The following is a 24954-nucleotide window of genomic DNA, read 5'->3' as shown; positions in this document are numbered from 1 at the left end:
GGTATGAACAAATTATCACAACTTATCAGCGCCGAAAATCGTGCTCTTATGCAACCGCTGCGGCCTTGGCATGAAAATGCACAGGTGCTGCTGGCCCATGGGCAATGGGAGGCAATGTTCATTCTATGGATGGAACAGCACTCTTATCGTCGAGCACTACAAATTGCTCACGCCTGCTTGTCTTATGCGCCAAACGATGTCGTCTGGCAGGGCTGCCACGCAGATATTGCCTTATGGTTGGCTGAACCTGATGACGAATTACGCTGGCGCATCTTTCAACACGGCAACTCACTGGGGTTTGCATCCGCTCTAGGGGCCATGGCTTTATCCCTGTTTTGGTCTGAGGGCAGTATGGCTCCCGCAGGGCTGGATGCCGTGTATCCCGAAGCCGATTTGTCGCCGGTAATGTTGCTGTGTTCGCTTAAATCAAGCTCTTTGGCGTTGGCTGGCGAGCAATTGCCGTTGGTGGGTGCCAGAACCTTAATGGATAAATTACTGAGTGCCGAGGGGGGGAGATGAGTTTACCTGCTGCCCGATTGGGGGATATGCATGTGTGCCCGATGGTAACACCCGGCGTGCCACCGATACCGCATGTCGGCGGGCCGATCTCGACCCCAGGAAGCGTCACAGTACTTATTGGTGGTATGCCTGCGGCGACCTTGGGATCGATGGCGGTTTGCGTTGGGCCTCCGGATTCAGTGGTGGGTGGTAGCTCAAAGGTACTGATTGGTGGCAAGCCTGCGGCCAGAATGGGGGATAACTGTGCTCATGGTGGCACCATCGTCCTTGGTTGTCCTACCGTATTGATTGCATAGGAAAATATGTTGGAAATAAAACTGGATCTTGACGCACTGCTGGCACCTATCAGTACCCATAGCCCGGCAGGCAATAATATGGAATACGAAATGGCGTATGACGAGATACGCCAATCGAGGGAAAGCGATCCCGATTATTTGCCACAAGATGAGTGGGCCAGTACGCCGCGTAAAGCCGACTGGTTAAAAGTGATTAGGCTTAGTGAAGCCTTGTTGAGCAGGCAAAGTAAGGATTTTCAGGTCGCCTGTTGGCTAACCGAAGCACTGACCCGTCAATACGGTACTGACGGATTACTGACAGGATTACGTTTTCTCAATCAGTTTATTCAACGCTACTGGCACTCTGGTTGGCCCGCGCTCGATGATGACGGAGAACGGATCCGGCAGGGGAAAATGGATTGGCTTGACCGGCAACTGAGCCAGATTCTGACTCAATTACCTTTGTTAGGGCAAACAGAGAGTAGTGCTGAATATTGGCAAAAAGTGCTGGCTTTTGAACATCAGGTCGCGATGGATAGCGAGCAGCGCAATGTGCTGTTACAGAGCGGCGATTATTCAATGGAAAGCTTTAATCGCTGGGCGCTAACCGTTCCATCAATGCAGCTTTCTGATGTGATGGATGTGCTGGGGCATTGCCTGATTGAATTGATCAAATTGACGCAATGTTATGTGGACTTGCAGACGCACACCGACAGCCAGCCTTTTAATACAACCTATCAGACGATCGATGAGCTCGACGAGTTTCTAAAACGTATCGGTGACCGCATCATGCCTAACTATGAAGAAATTATGTCATTAAACGTACTGAATCAAGGGACTGAAAAGCCTGAACTTTCTGCTGAACATTTGTTGAGTGATGCAAAAAAGCAGGAAATGTCGCGGGATTTAGCTATCAGCCAAATGCTAACGATCGCGCATTTTTTTCGTCAAAGTGAGCCTTCCAGCCCGGTGCCTTTTTTGATGGAACGTGCGGCTCGCTGGGCAGGAATGACCTTAACGGAGTGGTTGGAGGAGATGCTACGTGACGACAGCAGCTTACAAGAGATCAATAAAATCTTAAAGGGGCCGGGGTTACCATGAAAGCTTTTTGGCCATTCGCCATGTTGGTGTTCATGTTAACGGGGTGCAGTCATCAGGATCCCAAACAGCGCCAACAAGCCATTGATACAGTGGCGCAACCATTTGCAAAAAGTGCCATTACAATCCAGTTGACCGCACAACCGGGTTTAAACACGTGGAATGGTTTGGCAAATAGCAGTTCCATTCTGGTTATTCAAGCCGGTAACGCTGCCGCGTTGGATAAATTACTCAAAAACCCGGTGCAACTAAAATCAATGTTTGCGGGTACCGGCAGTGAAGCTGACATTTTACAGTTAGATCGGTATGTCGTGATGCCTGGACAGCAAAACACCTTGCATATTGATCGGGCAGAGAATACTCGCTATCTCGCTCTGGTTGCGGGTTATTTCCCGTTTCCCGACAGTCGGCACATTGCCCGCTTTACCATTCCAATGACGCTTACAGCCCAAGGTTGGCCGAATAAAATATGGGTGGCACAACTGGTACCACTTAATGCTTATGTCACGCTCGGCAGTGAAAGTATCGTTGCCCAGAAACACGATCAGCCAACCTTAAAGGAAGTGCAATAATATGTACTTAGAGCAGCAGCAGATCCATTGGTATTCCGGGCTTTATTTACAGCCGCAACATTTACAATCTCTGGATCTACACCATGAATGGTTGCAGACTCAACAGCTCAGTATGGCGCAGCCCTACAATTATGGTGTGTTGACGTGGGAGTTGAACCAAGAGGCGCTGACGGATTTTATCGTCAATATTGAGACAATGCGTTTCGTTATGCCTGGCGGAAATTATCTGGTTTTTCCCGGAAATTGCCAGATTGAAAAACGCAACTTTCGCGATGCGTGGAAACAGCGCGACCAACCCTTCACTCTGTGGTTAGCGCTGCGTAGACTCGATCCCGGTCATAATAATGTCTCTGTATTAGCCCGCGATAACGATCGTGTCACCACGCGTTGGATTACCGCCGGTGATGAAGTGATTATGAAGGATATCTATGACAATGGCCCGGAGGCCGCTGTTCCTCATATTTGCTACAACGTGCGTGTTTTATGGGATATTGAGCGTGATGATGCTGTTGATTGCGAATGCATTCCTCTGGCGCGTTTACGCTTTGAAAATGACGGTGTGGTGCTGGACAACCGTTACTCCCCTCCTGCGCTGACACTCTACAGCACGCCAATGCTTGGGCGCGTAGTTGACGCGATCTATTTCGAGTTAAGTAATAGAGCCAGCAAGCTGGAAGAATATAAACGCCCGGAACGACTGGTCAGCGATAATGAACGCAGTGATCAAATGATGCAGTTATTGGTCATGCGTTCGCTAAATCGTACGCTGCCACTGTTACATAGTTATTGTCAGGCGCGTCAGATCCACCCTTGGCAAATGTATTGCGTACTACGCCAATTGGTCGGCGACCTATCTTCATTTAATGATGAATGTTCATTTTTAGGAGAATGGCGTCATGGTGGCAACACGGTACTTGATTACGACCACCAGCAGTTGATCCCGTGTTTTGAAAGTTTACGCCAAACATTGGTAGCACTACTTAATAGCCTAGTACTAGAGGACAATATTTATATTACTCTAGAAAATGATCAGAGCGGTATATTTTCTACCGAATTTGATGTCAACCAAAGCCGTCAGTCTGACTCGATATTATTGTTGCTACGTTCGCGAGAGTTCGTTGAGAGCAAGTTGCTAGCGGAAAACAGCCATAATATTAAGCTGGCCTCACGCCAAAATATAGAATCATTAATTCAACACGCATTACCCGGCGTTGGTACAAATCTCTGTGCTCAGGTTCCCCGTGGTGTGCCTAATCGCAGTGATTCGTATTATTTCAGTGTCAAACGTGACGGTGAACTGTGGCAGAAAATAGAGCAGCATAAAAGTGTGGCATTTTATTGGGCCGATGCTCCTGAGGATCTTCAGGTACAAATCATATTTATGGTGGCTTCATGATGAGGCTGGTTGAATGCTATTTACCTATTTGGCGGTTTGCGACCGAGTTTTATCTTTACCCTCAGCAATACAGTGATTATGAAAGTTTTCGTCAGCAAAGCATGAGTTTATTTGAGCAGGCTGCCTTGGCGGCTGAACAGTACAATGATATTGATGATTGTGATAATGCCTTATTCGCTGTTGTGGTGTGGTTTGATGAGCGAGTCCTTTGTTCATCGTTACCTTGGGTTAAGCAATGGCGTAGTGCATTACTGCAAGGTCAATTATTCCAAACAGCTATCGGCGGTGAAGTTTTTTTTAGTCGATTAGACAGCATTGATAAAGATAATTATCCGTTGCGTTTGGTTTATTTATTCTGCCTGTTAATGGGGTTCAATGGTAAATATACCCAGCCCGATAATATATTATTAGCAGAACGCGTGACGCAAGAAAGGCAGAATCTACCAGTTGAATGGCAGGTTTGGCCAAATCAGGCATTGTTAACACCGATAGATTCAGGCAATAAAATCGTTGAATCTTCTTATCTACGACGGTTTTTTGAGAATAAATGGGCTGCGGCCTTAGGTGTCGTTGCTCTTTATGCCGTTATGTTTATCGCAGGGATGGTCTTTCTGACCTGATTTATTTTATGTTGAAAAAATTACTCGTTTTTGCCCTTTGGTCAATTTTACTGTGCCTGCTATTGGTTATTTGTTTGATAATAACCACATGGCAAAACTGGCCAGCTCCAATTGCATTTCTACTGTTGTTGATCATTGCTATTGTTATTATCGCATTAAGGCTGTTCGGATTATATTTATTCCAAAGCTACCATAATGGTGCAATAACACGACTGTTTGGCCGTTTTCGTTTATCCAGAATGGAATATGTATTATTCCAACATTGGAAGGCCGGTGCAGTGGTTATTCGGCGTATCCACCGACGGAAAAAACCATTACCGTGGTATATCATTACAGGCAAGCGATGCGGAAAGAGTACGCTGCTGGCAGGTGCTGGGCTGCCCATGTTTTCCCATGAACCGGAAAATACACTGGTAGTACCGACCAGAACCTTACGCTGGTGGTTTTATCGTTCTCTGGCTGTTCTCGATATTTCAAGTCATTTTCTTGATAAATCGCCGATTTTTGGCCGTGGGTGGCTGAGATTAACCCGTTGGTGTAAACGCTTGCCACCCCCTTCTGGGATCATCATCTGTGTTTCTGTCCGCGACCTGTTGCAGCAAGACAGTGTGGCCCTACATCTGGATGCCCGCAGGATCCGTACGCAAATCGAACCGCTGATCAATGAGGTGAAACAACGATTGCCATTGTATGTGATGATCACCTGTTGTGATGAAATACCGGGTTTTAGCCAATGGGCACAAGCACTTTCCCCACAGCAGCGGCAGCAGGCCTTAGGTCATTACTGGCCCATACCTCCGGTGATTGATGGCAGCGATCCCGCGTTGCTGGACCCGATGTTTGCTCTGCTGAATGAGGGGCTGGGGCTAGCTCGAATGAGTATGTTAGCGAGAAATGCCCCGACGGCAGCATTACTGCCACTGTTGGATTTCCCGGAACAGATTGCCGCATTACAGCCTGCATTGCAGGGCTATTTGGCCGCATTGTGCGAGCCGGATGCTTATTTTGAGCAAGGTAGCTTGGGAGCGGTGTGGTTTACTGCCAGTGAGCCGATAAGCAAAAACAGTATTAAGCGTCAATCGTTGTTTCTGCATGACTTAATCACTCAGCACTTGCCAGCCATGAGCCATAATCGCCAGATTGAAGCCGTTGGTGTGTGGCGCCGTTATTATCAGCATTGGGGCAGGACCTGTTTTTATGCAACCTGCGTACTGTTGCTGGGGATTAGCGGTTGGAAAAGCGCGACACTGGTTGGTGTACCCTCTGCTGAAATCACCCCAGCGCAATGGGTTAGTGCTTTGCAACGTAATGAACAACATTATGAAAAAAAATGGGTTTACCTTCCGTTTATTCCATTGCTGAACGTCCGACATAAACAACTCAATGCCCAATTACTTGAGCATATTCCACGACAGCCCATCGATATAGACGCAATATTGTCAGGCTTCCGCGAGCATTTTTATCAATCTGATCCGATAGAGCAACGTCAGCTAATCCGTCATCTCGCGCAAAGTATCAAACAGAAACAAGCGATGTTGGAGGGGCAACCGCTAGTCGCTTTATTCGCTTATCCGCCCGGATTGCCGTTATTAAACATGAACGGTGCTAAATCGCCATTGCCCTACGAGCAGGAGATTGCGTTACAACGGGCGCTGATCCAGCAGCCGTCTGGTGCCAGTCAAATAGCGGCGCAGCAGGCATTATTGGTGCAATTGATTAATAGTACTCAGTGGCATTGGTTGCTGGCACCTGATGAACGTCTGACCGCAGTCACCATGGAGGATTTTGGGGTAAATAGCGGTAAGAGCAAGGCAAGAATTGAGGGGATATGGACACTCGCGGGGAATAGTGTAATCAATGCGGATATCGCTATGATTACGCAAGTTATTGATAAAGAAAAAATAAAATCTTCATTGGCAAGTTTCTATTCGTATTGGATAAGCCAACGGCAGAGCGTTTGGCTGGCTCTGGTGCTCGCGGGTGGAAAAGAGGATTTTTCAGATCTGACCAGTGATAGCTGGCAAAAATTATTGTTGGCTACTGATCAGGGCAACAGCCCGGCAATGCGTTTGGCACAACGAGTACATGATGAACTGACTAATATTGATACTCAACATGCTCAGCCCTGGTTGCAAGAACTACGTCGTTTGATCGAACTGGGCGAATTAGCGAATGCCGCGACGCTCATTCAACAAGTCAGCCAGCTAAACCAGAATTTGCAGGACAAACTTGATGCGTTGCTGGGGGTGGACAAACAGGTACGGAGCCAGAAGGCGACAGATACTCAGATTGCCAATTGGTTGACATGGCGAGATAGCCTGAGCGCCGCTGTGGCTGATGCTATGGCAGCGCCAGATAGCAGTAATATTTTGACCCGCGGTTTATTTACTCAGGAAGATAAAGGCGGGAATAATCCTTTACTGCAGATTGATAGCAATTTTGCATTATTGCAAAAAAGTATGAGCTCACCGGGTGACGACTTTGCCATCAATGCAGTTTGGGCTTTGTATCAAACTGACGGGCGTCTCTTGGTCAGGCACGCATTAGCCTATTCCAGTTGTTGGCTTCAGGATCGCTGGCAGTCTCAAGTGCTGTGGCCGATGGATAAAAATAGCCAGCAAAGCTACAACCAACAACAGGTGCTAACTAGCCAATATCTAGCTGATTTCGTGAAAAATGATGCGCAAAGCCTACTGTTAATTGATGGCAAAGGAGCCAGAGCCGGTGAGTTTCAGGGGCAATCAGTGGCTCTGACTCCGGCGTTTTTACGACTGGTTAATCATGAACTGCGACCAGATGATGTGCTGGTGATGCCGGAACGTAAAACCACACTTGTGCAGGATCAATTAGATCAACTGGATGCCCAACAGAAGATAGTTAACCAGCAACGTGAGGCGCTTGGTAGCCAGCCCCTGAATATTCATTTATCCAGTCAGCCAGCCACCATTCCAGGCGGTGCGCGTTTAATGCCGATCGGCAGTAGCGTAACGTTAACATGCAACGGGAACAGTAAAACACTGGACAGCATGAATTTCAGTGATAGCGATGAATTTAGCTGGCAACCGGCGCAGTGCCGTCAGGTTACTCTGGTGATAAAGTTTCCTGGTTTCGACATCCGCTATAACTACTCAGGAGAAGGTGCCTGGCCTGATTTCCTTGATGATTTTTCTCAAGGTGAACACATTTTCCAACCGAATGACTTCCCGACAGATTTATCAACGCTTGCCGACTTAGGGATAAAAAGCATCATGGTGCGCTATAAAATCGGCGACCAAAGCGCGATCCAACACAATTGGCAACAATGGAATGCATTAATTCATCAGCAAAATGAACTGGATCAACAACGCCGCCAGTTGCAGGCAAAACAGTCTGAACAGCAGCTTCCGACCCCGTTGAAAGGCAAAATCTCACAGTTACCTGCGAAGGTGGCTGCATGTTATTAGCCCGAACGATTTTGCCCAATCTGAGATCAATGCTGGAGAGTGTGAAATGAAAAATACTATTAATCTGGCAGCATTAAAAATGAACTGTCATGACCCTCGATACAGCAAAAACTTTTTGTTATTGAGTAGCGAGTTGAACAAACTTAATAGCAGCCATAACGTCAATCTGGATTGGCCAGCATTGGAGAATCGCTGCCATCAGCTATTTCAGCAATATGGTTATGATTTGCAAAGTGGCGTGTGGTTTTGCCTGATAAATACCAAACAGCATGGCTGGCAGGGGCTGGCACAAGCCATCGACTTATTGGCCGAGGCGTTAGGCCCAACAGGTGCTCGTTGCTGGCCGCCAATCAACGCGGTACATCAACGGCAGGGGATACTGGAATGGTTTAATACGCATGTGGGCAGCCTAATCTACATTCTGCCCGAAGGCATTGAGTATATCCCGTTGATACAGCGAGTGGAGGGAGCGATGGCATTGTTGTGCCAACAGGCCCATCTTCTACAGGCTCGGACGCAGGATCCGTTAAACAATCTGCGCTATTTCTTACAGGTTCGGGGCCGCAGTATGAACCATGGTTCGGTGATGGCCCCGCGTTTGCCGGAAACGCCACGAACCCAAAGTGAGAACCTCACAGCTTCGGTGCGCACGGCACCTGACACGACAGAGGTGTTGCTACCGAGTGTGGGGTTGAAAACACCGGCGGGATGGTGGTGGCAATACATACCATCGGCACTGGTGGGCATATTAATCGGAATTTTTCTGACCCTTGCAACCGCTGGGGGCTACTACTATTACCATTCGCAGTCCCTGACGAACCAACTGACGGCACCAATCAATGCGTTACGTCAATATCACTCATTTACCGCGACAGCCTGGCCTGCCGCCACTTCGTCACAGTGGCAAAAAGAGCAGTCATCTATTGTTAACGATATAAAACAACAGCTTAACTGGTTGTCCGAATTGCCACCCCAATTTCCCTGGATACAGGGAGAGCAAATGGCTCGGCAATTAAATCGCATCTACCCTGATAATTCGGCATCGGAACTTTGGCAGCGCAGGATGCAGGAAAAAGCGGGGGGGGCATTGCCGCTGGATCGCTGGCTAAAACTGAATAGTGACATTGATCGCCTTGAGCAACGATTACTGATGTCAGAGAAAAACCGCAATCAGTTTATGACGATTTCTGAGTTGAAAACGACGGTTTATCAATTACGCCAAGATTTGCACAATGGCGGCTTACCGGCGGAAGCCATGTTGGGTAAGTTGGAACAACACATTGTTGCGGGAGAGGCTATCAGCCCAGCGTTGATAAAGCAGACCGAACAAAGCCTGAGCGCATTAATTGCCAAATATGTGGCACTGCAATTCTGCATTAGTCCTGATGTCTTAGATCCTGCCTGCTCGGTACAGGCAACGGAACAGAAACTGAAAAATTGATTTTTTTAGCATCACCTGAAAATACAATCATATTATAAATAAAATCATGCCTTCACCAGAGGATATAAACTGTGAGAAAAAAAACGAATCAGTATACACGTGTCTATAATGATATAGAGACAATAAGAAGGAAGATTAATAATAACAATAATATTGTGGCAGCCTCAAAAAACCCAAAAGACCAATGTTATTCAGCATGTACCTATATATATCAGTTGTTTAAAAAAGAGAATGTCAAGCTGACATTTCTATTGTTACTCTATTGGGAAAAAAAAGGCAATGATGATGTGCCAATGGATCATTATGTTGCCGTATTTGATATTGATGGCTATCAATTAGTTGTCGACCCAACAATAAAGCAGATGGTAGATAAAAGTAAGCATGTAAAGAATATCCTTAATGCTTTAAATATTACTAAGCCCAATGATAAAAATATTTTTTATGGTGAAATTGAGCAGTGGAAAAAAAAGATGCGCCATGCCATTGGCTCCAGTAAGCACACTATTCGTTACAGGGAGTTCGAGACACTGAGACTAGCAAAAATAACACTGGATAATCATGATCATTTATCGCCAGAAAAATTTTCTGGTAAATCCCTTAAAAGGAACCCCCTTCTAAGTGAAAGATCATGGTTTAATTCTCGAACGGATAAAGTCACCGGTGTTTAATTCTATATTTATGTCATGTTTCAATGTTTTTTGATTTGATGCTTTAAATATCTTCTTGTAGATGTTGGCATTTATTCTGTGAATTATGGAGCTTTTATATCAAAGATAACGAATTTTACTACATCCAATAAATAATTATCTGACAGTATTCATTAGTAAATATCCATACTCTAATGGGGACTGTCATTTTTATTCAGAGGATCTGGCGCTGTTATGCGAATGGCTAAGAAATATTATACAGCATTATGGCCGTATTATATCAGCACACTGCTGGTCGCTTGTTTATTGTTGTTCGGTATGTCTGTCGTGCATGCGGAGATAACTGGCACGACAGATAAAATTTATGGTCATGCGCCCAGTGTTTCGGGTGAGATTTCGGTGCTATTACCTGATGGTCAAACCCGTTTACTGAATGAGCAGAAACTGAACCAGCAATTAGCGCCTGATATGTTCACTCTCTCACCAGAAACGGATGGGTTGAACTATCACGATGATGATGGCGATGAAATGTCGGCGCTGGTATTGAAAAATCCACACCTGCAATGGCTGGATGACAGTGGCATGCCGTTGACTGAACAACAATTAGCACAGCCTTTGGCGACAACCTTTAGCGAAAAAGAGTTATTGCTGGTGGCCAGTGCAGACATCAATGTGTCATCAGCATCGGGCCTGCCAAAGAGTAATACCGTGAGATTGCAAAATCAGTATCGGGTCAAAGTGACTGCCATGGAACTGCAGGAATTACTGATGATTCGGGATGGCATGCCTGCTGATGGTAAACAGACTAATCAGTTGCTGGCGAAAGTGATCAACCCTAACAATGGTGAACCCATAGCGGGACAATCGGTAATATTCAATGTTAGCGGCGGGCAGATCACTTCACCATTAATGACGGATGAATACGGTTCTATTACCGCCAGTTTTAGCAATTTAAAAGCCGGCCAGACGCGTGTTACGGCGCGTTTCAACGAACAAGAGCGCCAGCTTTGGGCTTCCTTTATCGCCGATCGAAGTACGGCAACCATTCTGTTTAACACCACCCATAACTATGTCATTGCCAATGGCAAAGCTGAAAATACGGTTGAGGTCAAGGTAACGGACAGTCAGGCAAATGTTCTAGCCAATGAGCCGGTCGAATTTGAAGTAAGCAATGGTGTGACGCTTGTCGCGCCGCCGCAAACCGATGCTAATGGGGAGCTTATTGTGAAATTGACCAGTACCCGAGCCGGTGAGATTACCCTCAAGGGCAGGGTGCCATATTCCGGTTCCACGGATTCCACAGAACTGGAATTTAAAGCGGATGGCAATAAAAAACTGGCGAAAATAACTATCAAAGCACTGGTCAATGGTGCCGTTGCTGATAATAAGAGCATTAATAGCATCAGAGCAACAGTGACTGATATTAACAATAATCCGTTGTCGAAACGTGAAGTAACATTCACTATTTTGTCAGGCTCGGCTGTTTTTGATTCAACTAAACAAATAATTACCACTAATACTTTGGGTCAGGCCGATATACAGTTAAAAAGTGATAAAGCTGGGCAAGTATCAGTACAGGCAAGTATAGGAAGTGATCTCGATGCAAGTTACAAGGCTGCGTTTACTGACGTGATGTTTAGTCAGACAATTAACGGGGCCGGGTCATGATACAAGGTGGTATTTTGACTCGAATTAAATCTTCGACAATCACAACCTTAATTATCGGGTTCAGCTTCTCGTTTATTGGATTGACATCAATACACGTATTGGCGATGGAAAATGAAATCGGCGGTACACTCATAAATAAACCGGGTCATGATATGCCCAAGCTACCAGACATGGCAATAATGGCCGAAACATCTGGGGCAAAACCTATATCAGATCAACAATTTGCCGACTGGGGGAAAAATCTAGGGGGACAGGATTGGAATACGTTAAATCGAGATAAAGCACAATCAAAAACGACTCAGTGGGCCAAAGAAAAAATTATTTCTCCGCTGCAACAACAGGCGCAGGATTTATTAGGCCGTTTTGGTCAGGCGCAAGTCAATCTGTCGATGGATAATAAAGGTAATCTGAATCGTAGCACGGCCTCATTATTTACGCCGTGGTATGACAGTGAACAATATCTGCTATTTTCGCAAATAAATATTCACCATCAGGATAATCGTAAAATTGGTAATTTCGGGCTGGGGCATCGAATTGAATTACCCTCTCTGAACGGATTATTGGGTTACAACGTTTTTATCGATCATGATTTTAGTCGCGGCCATAATCGCGCCGGTATTGGAGCTGAAGCCCGTGCTGATTATCTGAAATTTTCCGCCAATTATTATCATCCATTATCCCATTGGAAAGACTCCCCAGATTTTGATGACTATTTAGAGCGCCCGGCCAAGGGCTACGATCTGCGCAGTCAGGGATATTTACCTGCTTATCCACAATTAGGCGTGTCTGCTGTTTATGAACACTATTTTGGCGATGAAGTCGCGTTATTTGGCAAAAGTCATCGGCAAAAAGATCCACGAGCGCTGACACTCGGCATTGATTACACCCCGGTACCTCTGGTTACTCTGGGCGCGAAACATAAATATGGGCAGCAAGGTAAAAAAGATACCCAAATTGATGTGGCATTTCGCTATCAATTTGGTAGCCCACTCAGCGCTCAACTCGACCCGGACAATGTGAACCAACTGCGTAGCCTAAAAGGCAGTAGATACGATCTGGTCGATCGCAATAATGACATCGTTCTGGAATATAAAGAAAAACAGGTTTTATTTGCCGATCTTGCCGCCGTTCCCGATAGCTTGATGGAAGGAGAGAGCTATATTTTGCGGCCATTGGTTAAATCCAAATATCCGATTATAGACTTGATCTGGCTAGGTGATCTGTTGCCCCTACAACTATTGGCGACCGCCGGAAGCCATAATCCACAGGGCTGGCAAATCACCTTGCCCGCTTGGAGTTCGGTTGCTGGTGCCAGCAACCGCTATCAATTAGCCCTCAGTCTGGAAGACCAGAAAAACCATCGAGTTACCACCAATACGATTGAAATCCAAGTTGGACAACGTCGGCAGGGGCGTTTGCAGGTTGAGGGGAGCAATGCTGTGACTGCCAGCGGACATGACTCTGATGTTATCCGTCTGGTCAGTTATCTGGAGGATCACAATGGGTTGGCGATTAATGATCATGACACCAAACCCCTGTGGCTGGTGAAGAGTCTCGCCCGCACCCCCATTGAACTGGTGAATGCCAACCAGTGTCCGCTCAATGCTGCCGGGAAGGTTGAGCCCTGTTTGCGCATTAAGGATGATCGCACTGAAGTACGTGATGGGGTGAATTATCACATTCTTGAATTGGTTAGTACGCTAGCGGGTAACTTTACTATTAGTAGCGATATGGGGGTTTATGGGGTGAGTAATAGCCAGACTTTCGTTTTTAATTCAACTATTTCCAGCATAGAAAACCTTACCGGCGGTATTTTCCTGGCAAAGGATAACCCAACCGCAGGTACTGGCGCGACAGACTACGCGGCAACTGGCACTCCGCTCAAAGTGGGAGAAACCTACCGTTTTATTGCTTGGTCAGACAGGCAAGGCAACGGCAAATGGAGTGAGGGTGATGAAGAGGTGACTTCGAGCTTGCAGAGTATCCAATGGTACCTCGATGGCACCAATAGCTCAGCTACCGGCGGGTCAAGCGGCATAACACTGGTTGATCATGAAATCGCCGGGGCAACGACCGATCATTACACCGTTGCAGTGAACCACGCCTCAAGTTCAGGGCAAACTGCAGGAGATCAGGGGTTTAAATTGAAAGTTGGATTTCATTAACCATCTGAAATTATATAAGAATTTTAATAAAACTTACCTTGGGTTCTTAAATTAAAGAAACACGGACTTATTACCTACAATGGAAGCTATGAATGATGAAACAGAGATTTGCCTTGAAGAAAATCGCATTGGCCCTGCTGCTGGCAGGCTGTACCCTTAACGGTGCCCACGCATTAATGACGCAACCGACGGGGTCAATTCAGGGGTCAGCCCCCGTATTAAGTTCACCTCAAACTAGCAAGCCACATACAGTACAACTGAGCAGTAATCATACTGCCAACAATCTGTCTACTGGTGATAAAATCACTGCGACTTATCGATATACCGATAACGATGGTGATGAAGATAATTCCACCACCACGGTGAGATGGTATTACGTCAAAGCCGGCGTTGAAACGGAGGTGACGTCGGTGACCAATGTGGCCGCTACTGCGACCTCTGAAGGCTCTAGTACCATGGTTATTCCTGGGGCCGCTTATGATACCGTCACTTTTAAAATGGTTATTCAGGAGCTTTCTCTCACGGGTGACCCTATTACCGGGCAAACTATCACGATTAACGATGTAACCGACAATATTGATGGCGGCACTGTCGTTCCTCCAGGGCCAGTGACATTGGCGGGCGGTATGGTTCCTGCTATCTATGCCAGCTCGGATACCGCGTTTACCACTAACTTAATTGGTGGGGATACCAAGCTGAATGTTGGCGAAACGTATGTGTTTAAATTGTGGAATGACAACAGTAATGGCGTGGCTAACCCAAGTGCCGAAGATATGACCAATAGAGTGAGCTATGAATGGCGCTTGCTGGGTAGCAGCGCGACCGATGGTATTGCTGCACCAGCGGATACTGGCTTCAAAACCAATATCTCTGATGGCAACTTTACCGTACCTAAAAATGCTGAAGGTAAGGTTATTACCAATTCGGCTGACGGTGTTCAGGGCTTTAATCTGGCCGTTGATTATACCGTCAAATAAAAGTCATTGGATCCACTCTAAACCCACCTTCGCGGTGGGTTTTTTTATTATGGTAGTGACCTCGAATCACGAATAACTATTGCCAGCCCTAACCGTGGTTTAGACTACGGCGGTATTTCCGACAAAATAATCTCTTAATAGACTTTGATATTGCTCTGGACTCAGGCTATCGGTACGTAAATCCATAAATATCTTTCCTTCTTTAATCACAATGACCCTGCTGGCGCTATAGATGGTTTCCGGGCGATGTGCGATAAATATTTTGGTAATATTCAAACTCTTAACTGCTGCGCTGACCTGCCGTTCAATATGGACATCCAAACTGCTAGTGGCTTCATCCATAAACAGGATTTCCGGGCGGCGGTATAACGCTCTTGCCAGCAAGATCCTTTGTTGTTGCCCGCCAGATAGCGCGGAACCCATATCGCCGACCAGAGTTTCGTATTGCATCGGCATTTTTATAATATCCTGATGCACTGCCGCGACATTGGCGCAATTCATTGCATGAAGGCGGTCACACTCTGTCGCAAAGAATGAGATATTATCCAAAATCGAGCCGGTAAATAGATGGTCATTCTGGGTAACGACACCACTACGTTTACGCATTTGAATTAATGCCTGATTGTTGGCAGGTTGATTATTGATGGTAATTTCACCGGAATTGATAGGTAAAATACCTAATAAAATATTAAACAATGTGGTTTTACCGCAGCCGGATGCTCCGACGATGGCAATGGATTCTCCAGCGGTAATATCCAGGTTAAGCTGTTGCAATACCCATGGCTCGCCCTCGGCGTAACGGTAATCCACATTTCTTAATGAAATAGAGGTCAGCGGTTGCTGGTTTTCCTGCTGTAGTTCATCTATTTTCTCTTCCGGTTGAGCCAAAACAATGTCTGACAAGCGATCCATTTGGACTCTCATGATTTTCAATTCAAAATAGCAGTCAATCAGTTTGGTAATACGTGAACCAAAGGTGGCTTTATATGACATAAAAGCCATTAATGCACCGACCGAAAATACACCACCCAATACTGCCGATGCACCAAGATAAATAATAATGATATTTTCGACGCTGAAAAAAAGGCCATTAGCGGTTTGATATGAGAGTTGGATCTTTTGTACTTTTAAACCGGCATTGATTTGTTCAACCAATAAAGTCAACCAGTTCCTGCGCCGTATTTCCTGGTGCTGAAATAGCTTGATGGTTTTGGCACCTCGGATACTTTCCAGCAGGTGGCTTTTCTGTTTGGCCTGAAAGACAATCTGCTCTTCTGTCGCGTGTTTTAAGGTGCGGAATAATAAAATTCGGGTTAAGCAATAAATAAGCATGGTGGCGACGGAAACCAGTGCCAACAGCGGACTGTACACATACATGACAACAATGATAACCAGCGTCATCACGCCATCAATCACTGCCGTCATCAAAGAGGACGTGAGTGTTCTTTGTATCTCGTTGACCGAATCAAAGCGGGAAACCACATCACCAACATGGCGGCTTTCAAAATATTGCACCGGCAAATTAATCAAATGGGCAAAAATATTATTTAGCCATTGGATACTGATTGAGGTGTTCATGTAGATCAACGCATAGGAGCGGGCAGCGGTGAGCGCTGATTGCAATATTGCCAGCATGGCAAAGCCGAGCGCCAGCGTCAGTAATAAATTCCTATCCCCAGAAACAATGACATTGTCTATAGTCCATTGCAAATAGAACGGTGATAACAACACCAGCACTTCAATGCACATTGCCACCACGATTATTTTGCTGGAAAACGAAAAGAAGCCGTTCAACTTACCCAGCAATAAACCAAAGGTCACTTTCCGACTTTCATCTTTGACGGTGAAATTATTATCTGGCCATAATTCAACGGCGACGCCGGTAAATTTATTATTCACGTCCTTAAAGCTTAATACTCGTTCACCCACGGCGGGATCATGGATGGTTATGGTGTTGTTTTTAACCGACTTAAGCACGACAAAATGATTCATTTCCCAATGTAGAATACAGGGTGTTTTCAATTCACCTAACTCTTCCAGTTCCAGACGAACCGGACGGGAAGAGAAATTCAGCTTTTTTGCAATATTGAGCAGACTGGCTAATGTCATTCCTTTGAGAGATGCTGGATAGCGCTGGCGCAAACTATTAAGATCGATCACATGACGATGATAATTGGCCACCATTGCCAGGCAGGCCAGTGCACATTCAGAATGTTCATTTTGCAGTATTACCGGCAACTTGTGAGAAAACTTAAAATTCAACAGTGAAGAGGGGTTCATTAAATTTTACCTGTAATACTGTAAAGAGGGTCTAGCACCCATTCATATAGTTTTCTGGTTTCCAGATACACATCGGCGTCAATTTCCATACCGGATACCAGCGGGGTTTTATTGCCATAGGTATTAACATATTGTTGGTCCAGAGAGACGGTGACTTTATATAAACCTTCTGAAGCACTACTGGCCGGGATGTTGAAATCGACAGCATCACTGAGTGACATCGCGGTTTTCGAAATATGGGTCACGGTGCCGGTATATTGGCCAAACTTCTCGTAAGGGAATGATTTATACCTGATGCGCACACTGTCATTTTGTTTGATAAACCCCACGCTTTTGCTGGTGGCATATAAAAATGCCACTAAGGGCTCATGTTCTGGGATGACCACTAACAGCGGTTTGCTGGCATCAGCATACTGGCCTGGTTGGGATAAGATACTGGTTGCGGTACCGGATATCGGGGCGTAAATATAGCTATTTTCGTTAGATTCATTTCTAACCAACTGATTTTTGACATCCGAAATAGTATTTTCCAGTTGGTTAATCCGGTCTTTATAGGATGCGGTTTGTTCATTTTTATAGGAAATGGCATCCAGTCGCTGTTTATCCAGCACTTTTTGTTCTAAATAGAGCGTGTCCAGATTCGTCTGCTCAGAAAGCACCATCAATTGGATATCATCCAGCTCCTGATTTGAGACATAACCCGATTTATGCATTTCTTTAAAGCGAGCTTGTTTTTCCGTCAATAATGCAATTTTCTTTTTTTGTATAATGATTTTTTTATTGACAATAAATTTGGTTTTATCTGATTCTTCAATCTGATTTTTAAGGTTATTTTCTACCGTCAACAATTGGTTTGTCAGATTAATATGGTTATCCGTCATCCGGCTGTGTTGATTTTCCAACTCAGTACGCACCAAAATATCTGTTTGGCCTAACTGGGAGCTACTTTCCCGGTTAAGAATATACAGCAGGTCGCCTTTGTTAACTTGTGCCCCTTCGGTGGTTAACAGCTTAATGACGCGAGAAGGTTGTGGGGCATAGACTTTGACAATGCCATCTTTAGGAAAAATAAAACCGGGCAACGTGGATTTCTTGGTATAGCTGGCGAAATAGGCGAACGAAATGATGGTAATGAATACGATAAATGCTGTTATGGCAACTAATTGCAAAGGAATCGGGCTGATCACTACTACCGGCCCAATATCGCGGGCGTTTTTTGCGGCCAGAACCTCTTTTCTAAATAACACGTTATTTTCTCAGTATCTATAAATAAAAAACAGCACAACCCATAACAGGTTGTGCCGTACTTTTAATATTTTATTAAGATTTGGCTAGGGTGCCGTTGATACCCAAATTCAAACCCTGACCCAAGGTGATACCCACGTTGGTCAAAGTATTAGTCAGGTTCAATGTCGGCAGATTGAAAGCTTCTAACAGGCCTGAAGTAATCACGCCAACTCCCAAGCCAAGGTTGCCAAACAGTGATTCAAAGTTAACACCACCGGAAACCATTTCTACTTCTTGGATATCTAATGTACGCATTTTGCTACTCCTGGTTTTAAAATAAAATTTCAAATTACTACAATGTTTGTCGGCTACTCACCGCCAACACAGACTATTAAAATCCGCAGGAAACAACAATAGCAAAAATCAAATACACTATTTTCTCGTTATTATAGTGAATATTCCTACGTTATTTGTGGATTTTAAGTGTGAATATAACGGCCTGTTTTTTTGTGATAATATTTATTCAATTTTTATTGAATAGACTGATATTAAATTATCTTATTGTTTTAAATGGCTTTTAGCGGGTGTTGGTGCTGTAGGTTATTACCCACTCTGCACTTTGTGATTAATAATATTATGAAGGTAAATAGTGTCTAGCAATCCATCAGTATTTTAAGGTCTTAATTAGAATGCGCAGTGGTGTTATTTGTTAATTGGTTTTATGATCTACTTAACAATAAATTTACATAATGAAAATTCCCACGAATAACGGTGAGTTTAACTACATATATTAATTTCACCCTATGCTTTAATCCAGTTGCTCTTTGTATATTATTGCTTTCATTCAGAATAAAAATTCTGATGATTGAGTAAAATTCTCTGTAGCTTTAAAATTTTATTTTACCTCGTGTACCTACATAGGAATAATTAACAAATGAAAAAATTATCAATGAAAAAAAATGCAGTTGCAGCAATGGTTGTTATGTCGATCTTCGCAGCAACTAACGTGGCACATGCTGCTACATTAACTCAAACAGATACCTCAAGCTGGCACGTTACCGCTAATAAAGTAAGCTCTGCATCATTGGCAGTAAACCCTACTGGTAGCCTTCCAGTGATTACTTTTACAACAGAGAATGTGGGTACGACACCAACGTCAACCTTCAGCACCGCTGATGCACCTTTTGAAGTTGTATTGGGCGGTGATGCTTCAGCTACAGCATTTACTCTGACTGCAAATACAATCACTGGGCAGACTCGTCTGGCAAGCACTTTGAATAGCTCTTACCTGGAAATTGGGGTTGCGTATAATTCTACCCCTCTGACAACAGCTTCGCAAACTACGATCTTTAGCAATGGTACAACATCGGGTGCATTTGCTGGTCTGGCTTCTACTGCGCTGAATAATGGTGTTACCGCTGCGGGCGATAAGTTTGTATTCAGCGTTGCAAGTTTTTCAGCTGATGGCACGAATGTAATTGCAAACCCTAATGCTTTACCAAATACAACGTGGAGCGGTAATATTGGTGTTCAGTTCACCGCTACCTGGACTGTTCCAGCATAAAATAACGTAAATTAAATCGGTAATTTTTCCGGTTTCCTATTGTTCAGTATTCGGTTGGTTAGAAAATGCTAATCACCCGAATGCTGGACTTTTATAGAATTAATATTTAATTATCAAATTTTAATCTCTGATTTTAAATGTTAAGGCGCAATTGGGCGATAATTTAAATTAGCCTGTCAGTAAAGTTATTTTCATTTCATCATTATATTTCAGGTGGTTGTAATGAGGTTATCAACAGTATTATCTGGTTTGACTCTTATTCATTCTTGTGGGGCTTATGCTCTTGATGTTGGTGAAATCAATGTATTTATTCCCACTAATATAAATAAAGTCACTAAAGAAATTAAAAATAAAAGTGATGAAGGTAGATTTGTTCATGTCGCTGTTGAACGAATCTCCAGTCCATTACCTTCTGGGTTACCCATTGATATGGAAAGTAAAAATGAAATACTTTTTACTCCAGCCAATTTAGTGTTACCAGCCGGGACGGAAAAAATAGTTTCTTTTATATATAACGGCCCACAAGATGATATTGAACGTTATTATCGATTGATTTGGACTGAAGACTCATTAAAAAATGATAACTCCTATTCTGCTGATAAAAGTGCCACGTTAACTACATCTATTACTCTAGGTACCCTTCTTATTGTGTCACCACGTAAAGAGAAATTTTCTCATCAATTTGCTAACGGAAAAATAACTAATAATGGAAATGCATCATATCAAGTTGATGCATACGGGACTTGTCTGGATAAAAGTAAAACTGAACCCTGTAAAGAAACCTATTTTGTGCTACCAGGCAATAGCCAAAGTTTCAAATTTGTGGATGTCAACAATGATAAAAGTTATGTGACTATTTGGCACAACCAAGTAATGACAGCAGCTAAGTAGCCACAAAGTAGTGTTGGTGACCATTATTGGCTATAACTTATGGTGGGTATGTGACATTTAAATTTTACCAGAAATATACTGCCATCGTTGTCGCTTCTCTTTTTTTCGTGACATTTAATGCTGCATCTTCGGCTAAGCAAGGTATGGTAAGTATTGATGGTGTGGTTATTCCACAAGCCTTTGCACATGCCTTAAGCGAGGGGATGAATGTACCTCTGTTATTACATTTTGAAAAGAATATAGGGCAAAGTGCCGATCAACCTATTGGTACCGCATTGCTTCAATTGGATAATGATAAATTAAAGGTCAAGCAGATATATTTTGAGCAACCTGAAAAGGGAGCCAAATTATCAGTTGAAACCTTGGCATTGCTGGAGAAAATTAGCGATCAGGTTTTTACTGATCATAAAACTATCATTCTTTCAGAGGACGTCCAGTTAACCCTACAATTAAAACAATTAGTGCTACAACTTACAGTGAAACAAAGTGCTCTGGGTGTGGTTACAACACAGCGAAGTAAGGATATTGGTCGTTCTACCGTTGAGACTATAAGCAGCACATTAGGTTACAGTGGCAGCATAACCAATGGCTTAGGTAGCAATAGCCTTAGCTATTTGTCCCTCAACAGCATTACTGGTTACCGTGAGCACCACTTGGATATCAATGGTGCAGTCTATGGACTGATGGATGACGACAACCGGCAAGCTAAGTTATACAAAGCGATGTATGTAAAGGATGTTAACGGACGTCGTTTTGCAGCAGGTATGCTTGATAGTTGGAATCTGCAATCCCTAGCACCGGTTACTGGCCTCAATTATAGCCAGATTTACGGTTTTTCTTACGGTAGCCGCGCCAATTCGACCTTATTCGATAATACCCAGTCACTTACCCCCATTATTGCTTTTTTACCTTCCGCTGGAGAAGTGCGGTTGCTCCGGAGTGGGCGTTTACTGACAGTACAAAGCTTTGATATGGGCAATCACGAGATTAACACCTCGGCTTTGCCTAATGGTATTTATAACGTTGATATGGAAGTAGTGGTTAATGGAGAAGTGATCGAAAGAAGAACCCAGTCTGTCAATAAACTTCTGACCCCGGGAATGGCTAATGGTGGCGCATCACTGTGGCAACTGTGGGGGGGAGTGCTTCATCTGGATGACTGGCGGCGTGACGAAACCCACCATTTTAGCGCACAGCAAACCGCGGTATTGGGCGCATCGGCGACCGGTAATTTTAATACGGTGAGTTTAGGGGTTTCTGGCTATTCATTTGATAAAAATCCTGTCGTAGAAACCAACCTGGCTTGGCCAATCAGTGAATCAATTAATATCAATCACCAGAATATGCTGTCAGCGGACAACTCTTGGGGGGTGGCTAACACGATCAATACTAACTTATCCGACGTATTAAACTCAGTGTGGTTGAGTCAACAGAAAAGTTATATTGGTAATACGCTACGGCAAACACCCAGAGATAATTACAGTGTTGGAGTGAACATTAATTTCAAGCCATTAATATCTAATATGGATAGTCTGTCAGTCAGCTATAATAATGACAGATATAATAATAGCCGATTTTTCAATTTCAATTATAGCCACAATCTAATGGCTAATCGTTACGGTAACCTAGGGCTACGACTTGGTTTACAACAAAATAATAGTGCTTCAGGTGAAGGAAGCAATTCCGATAAATTTATCGCATTAGACTTTACTATGCCAATGGGGCATTGGTTTAGTGCCGGACTTTCCCACCAAAATGGTGGTGCTACCCTTAATCTCGCCGCTCGCCAAAATGTTGATTTCGGTATTGTTCGCAACGTTAGTGGCAATGTATCTCAGATAGTTAATGATAACAATGATGGTGGGCGTGCGCTCAATGGTGGGGTGGCAAGTAATTATGAAAGCAAATTTATTTCCGGCAATGCTGCTGCCAATAGTCGGAGCGATGGAGGAGTTAATACCACTATCAATGGGAGGGGCAGTATTGGCTGGCAAGGTAAAAATATTGCCTCTAGTGGCCGTGCAGATGGCAATGCGGGTGTGATTATCAAAACTGATCTCGGGAAAGATGGGTTACTGACAGCAAAAGTAAATAACCGTAATATAGATCTTTCAGGAGCGAAAAATTATATTGCATTGCCACCTTATGCACAGTACGACGTGCAGATTATTAACCATAAAGATTCTGCGGTGAATTTTGATATTGTCAGCAAAAGCAAAAATAAGTTGATTCTCTATCCGGGTAATGTGGCTGTTATTGAGCCACAAATAAAACAGATGATCACGGTCTCCGGTGTGATTAAAGCTGAAGATGGTAGCATATTAAGTAGCAGCATTATCACCAATAATATCAGCCATACTACAACCGACAAGAATGGAGAATTTGTGATGGATGTGGATACACAATTCCCGACAATAAAATATAAAGATGATAATAATCGTAGTTGCTCAGCTGAACTGGATATTGCTTCAGCTCAAGGTGCTGCATGGGTTGGTGATATCGTATGCAAGGGATTGAAAACCCATGGCGTAAAACAAGCTATCGAGGTACCACGTCATGTTAGTTAATAAAACCACTCCCCTTATCCTATTTGCTTTACTGTCTAATTGCCCATCGGCCTTTGCTGCGACAGTGACACAATTACCGCCTGCAGAACAGACGCAATATATCTTGATTGAAAGTAGCGTAGATAATAATTACTTTGTTACTCCCGTAGGCACGGTATCATCTCATATGGCTGGGGTGAAATCATCAAATGCGCGTGGTAATAATAGGCTGGATTTGGGTTATATTGATAACGGTAATATGGCCGATTTCCCTGCCAATTTCGCTTTGGATATGTGGTTGGAAAATAGTCAGATTCAGCGCCCACTTGACGGTTTTCGTTGTGGTAACGGTACGGCTTGTAGCACTGTGCCTCAGTTAATAGATGACAAAGGATTTTATGGTGTAAGGCTCTCTTCTGGAGGCAGTAAGGGGGCTCAAGGAATAATGTCAGATAGTTTTTATTACTATTTGGCTCAATTACCGATCGGTGATGTATTACGAATGGAAATTAACCTGTGTTCTACATCAGAGTTTTATGATGCTAATAGTGGAGAACGCTGCAAAGATAGGGCTCAGGCCAGTTGGAATAAGCGCAATGTATCCCATAAAAAAATAGCACATTTACGTTTACTCGATATTGATTTCGTTTCTCAGATTTTAATCAATACTGATGGTATTCCAGTAGTCGGGGAGGGGAGTGCTGATTGTAAAAACCATTCGATAGGCGGCCAACCGGGTATTGTGTGCAAAATGCTGAGTTACGATTTGCAAGCCACAAGCGATATTAACTATTCATCACTTTATATATACCCAGTAATTAATAATCCGTTATTAGTCTCAGCTACTGGTACCAATGATGTAAAATTTAGTCTGGATGGAAATAACTGGAAGAATGCTTCTGGTAGTGGAGAAAATTTTACTTTTAGTGCAATGAAAGACAGTAAAGGAATTTATGTTTTTTTCTCCAGCCGATTTTTTAAACAAATGTTGAAGCAAGGAAATTTACGGGCTAAAAATTTAGTCAGTTTTCGTCTCGCGAATCCCACTTCAGGTCGTCTCAGCCAATATGATATTCCCACCTCGAATGAGTTAATGATTAAACCGCGAGATTTTGAACTGGGGATCAGTTCAACAGATGGCAGTGCCAGTCCACACCGACAGGGTACTGTGGGTGTGGGTAACCCGCCATTGATCTTTGAATATAATGTGACTACCAGTGGTATGACACAGGCCGATAGCGTGAAAATCATGGTGAGCGGCCCACACCAAAAAGTTAATGGAATTGACTATTGTCGATTTTCTTCTGCTGATAGTCGTATTCAGGTTCCTTTCCCTGCACAGCTAAGCATAAGTAGTGATCGTGGCACAACCCGCACTTTTGCTGCAGGTTGTAATCATCAATGGTTTGATATTACGGATATTAGCTGGAGCCGTATGCGTACTCTGGAGGATCCAGCTGTAATAGGCATTCAGAATAGTGCCAACGTCAGTTTTATTATCCCCATGGATGATCCTATTTCGCAGAAAACCTTTGATGGGCAAAGCTGGCTCGGTGCCGTCAGTGCTTCCGGGGAAATTCACGTGCAAGCCACTTGGAATGACCGCTATTAAATAGGTAACATTC

The 24954-nt window shown here is 44.0% G+C and carries 19 protein-coding genes; 16 read left to right on the top strand and 3 right to left on the bottom strand.

Annotated elements, in window-relative coordinates:
- The first annotated feature begins 3 nt into the window (after window positions 1–3).
- The 12 genes from HRD69_RS02670 (at window position 4) to HRD69_RS02615 (ending at window position 14821) form a co-directional block, all read left to right on the top strand.
- Window positions 4–519 (top strand): DUF6931 family protein, encoded by a 516-nt coding sequence (locus HRD69_RS02670; RefSeq protein ID WP_004874125.1) that lies wholly within the window; start codon window positions 4–6, stop codon window positions 517–519.
- Complete coding sequence (locus HRD69_RS02665; RefSeq protein ID WP_032813415.1) at window positions 516–815, top strand: PAAR domain-containing protein; 300 nt, start codon at window positions 516–518, stop codon at window positions 813–815. The genes HRD69_RS02670 and HRD69_RS02665 overlap by 4 nt, the downstream gene beginning before the upstream one ends.
- Window positions 816–821: 6 nt before the next feature.
- A complete protein-coding gene (gene tssA / locus HRD69_RS02660) occupies window positions 822–1895 on the top strand; it encodes a type VI secretion system protein TssA (protein ID WP_004874127.1) in 1074 nt (357 codons plus the stop codon).
- Complete coding sequence (locus HRD69_RS02655) at window positions 1892–2464, top strand: type VI secretion lipoprotein TssJ (protein WP_230817767.1); 573 nt, start codon at window positions 1892–1894, stop codon at window positions 2462–2464. Before tssA ends, HRD69_RS02655 begins: the two co-directional genes overlap by 4 nt.
- Before the next feature lies 1 nt (window position 2465).
- The gene (gene tssK / locus HRD69_RS02650) at window positions 2466–3860 is read left to right on the top strand and encodes a type VI secretion system baseplate subunit TssK (protein WP_004874129.1); all 1395 of its coding nucleotides are present in this window, start codon (window positions 2466–2468) and stop codon (window positions 3858–3860) included.
- Window positions 3857–4480, top strand: coding sequence for a DotU family type IV/VI secretion system protein (locus tag HRD69_RS02645; protein WP_032813416.1), 624 nt, complete (start codon window positions 3857–3859; stop codon window positions 4478–4480). Before tssK ends, HRD69_RS02645 begins: the two co-directional genes overlap by 4 nt.
- Window positions 4481–4719: 239 nt before the next feature.
- Window positions 4720–7923, top strand: coding sequence for a type VI secretion system protein (locus HRD69_RS02640; RefSeq protein WP_161597828.1), 3204 nt, complete (start codon window positions 4720–4722; stop codon window positions 7921–7923).
- 46 nt (window positions 7924–7969) lie between these two features.
- Entirely contained in the window at window positions 7970–9364 is a 1395-nt protein-coding gene (locus HRD69_RS02635) for a VasL domain-containing protein (protein WP_004874131.1), read from the top strand.
- Window positions 9365–9435: 71 nt separating this feature from the next.
- The gene (locus tag HRD69_RS02630) at window positions 9436–10032 is read left to right on the top strand and encodes a hypothetical protein (RefSeq protein WP_032813421.1); all 597 of its coding nucleotides are present in this window, start codon (window positions 9436–9438) and stop codon (window positions 10030–10032) included.
- Window positions 10033–10251: 219 nt separating this feature from the next.
- Window positions 10252–11679 carry an Ig-like domain-containing protein gene (locus HRD69_RS02625; RefSeq protein ID WP_004874133.1) on the top strand — a complete coding sequence of 476 codons (1428 nt, stop codon included), beginning with the start codon at window positions 10252–10254 and terminating at the stop codon, window positions 11677–11679.
- Between the two features lie 152 nt (window positions 11680–11831).
- On the top strand, window positions 11832–13844 hold the full coding sequence (locus HRD69_RS02620; protein ID WP_161597829.1) for an inverse autotransporter beta domain-containing protein: 2013 nt from the start codon (window positions 11832–11834) through the stop codon (window positions 13842–13844).
- A 92-nt stretch (window positions 13845–13936) separates the two neighbouring features.
- Entirely contained in the window at window positions 13937–14821 is an 885-nt protein-coding gene (locus tag HRD69_RS02615) for a SinI family autotransporter-associated protein (RefSeq protein WP_004874135.1), read from the top strand.
- A gap of 99 nt (window positions 14822–14920) precedes the next feature.
- Here the strand turns inward: HRD69_RS02615 and HRD69_RS02610 are convergent, their stop codons facing one another.
- The 3 genes from HRD69_RS02610 to HRD69_RS02600 form a co-directional block, all read right to left on the bottom strand.
- Window positions 14921–17101: a peptidase domain-containing ABC transporter gene (locus HRD69_RS02610; protein ID WP_004874136.1), complete on the bottom strand. Its 2181-nt coding sequence runs from the start codon at window positions 17099–17101 to the stop codon at window positions 14921–14923.
- Entirely contained in the window at window positions 17101–18348 is a 1248-nt protein-coding gene (locus HRD69_RS02605) for an HlyD family secretion protein (RefSeq protein WP_032813426.1), read from the bottom strand. Before HRD69_RS02605 ends, HRD69_RS02610 begins: the two co-directional genes overlap by 1 nt.
- A gap of 73 nt (window positions 18349–18421) precedes the next feature.
- Window positions 18422–18643: a hypothetical protein gene (locus tag HRD69_RS02600; protein ID WP_004874137.1), complete on the bottom strand. Its 222-nt coding sequence runs from the start codon at window positions 18641–18643 to the stop codon at window positions 18422–18424.
- A gap of 619 nt (window positions 18644–19262) precedes the next feature.
- Here HRD69_RS02600 and HRD69_RS02595 point away from each other — a divergent pair.
- From HRD69_RS02595 to HRD69_RS02580, 4 genes are all read left to right on the top strand, one after another.
- Window positions 19263–19892, top strand: coding sequence for a common pilus major fimbrillin subunit EcpA (locus HRD69_RS02595; protein ID WP_004874138.1), 630 nt, complete (start codon window positions 19263–19265; stop codon window positions 19890–19892).
- Window positions 19893–20114: 222 nt separating this feature from the next.
- Window positions 20115–20783: an EcpB family pilus assembly chaperone gene (locus tag HRD69_RS02590; RefSeq protein ID WP_004874139.1), complete on the top strand. Its 669-nt coding sequence runs from the start codon at window positions 20115–20117 to the stop codon at window positions 20781–20783.
- Between the two features lie 50 nt (window positions 20784–20833).
- Entirely contained in the window at window positions 20834–23350 is a 2517-nt protein-coding gene (locus HRD69_RS02585) for a TcfC E-set like domain-containing protein (protein ID WP_244262983.1), read from the top strand.
- The gene (locus tag HRD69_RS02580; protein WP_032813427.1) at window positions 23340–24941 is read left to right on the top strand and encodes a hypothetical protein; all 1602 of its coding nucleotides are present in this window, start codon (window positions 23340–23342) and stop codon (window positions 24939–24941) included. Before HRD69_RS02585 ends, HRD69_RS02580 begins: the two co-directional genes overlap by 11 nt.
- Window positions 24942–24954: the final 13 nt, after the last annotated feature.

It is taken from the genome of Yersinia mollaretii ATCC 43969, from assembly GCF_013282725.1.
GTDB lineage: Bacteria > Pseudomonadota > Gammaproteobacteria > Enterobacterales > Enterobacteriaceae > Yersinia > Yersinia mollaretii.
The sequence above is the reverse complement of the archived record's forward strand: the minus strand, read 5'-3'. Positions and strand labels throughout refer to the sequence as shown.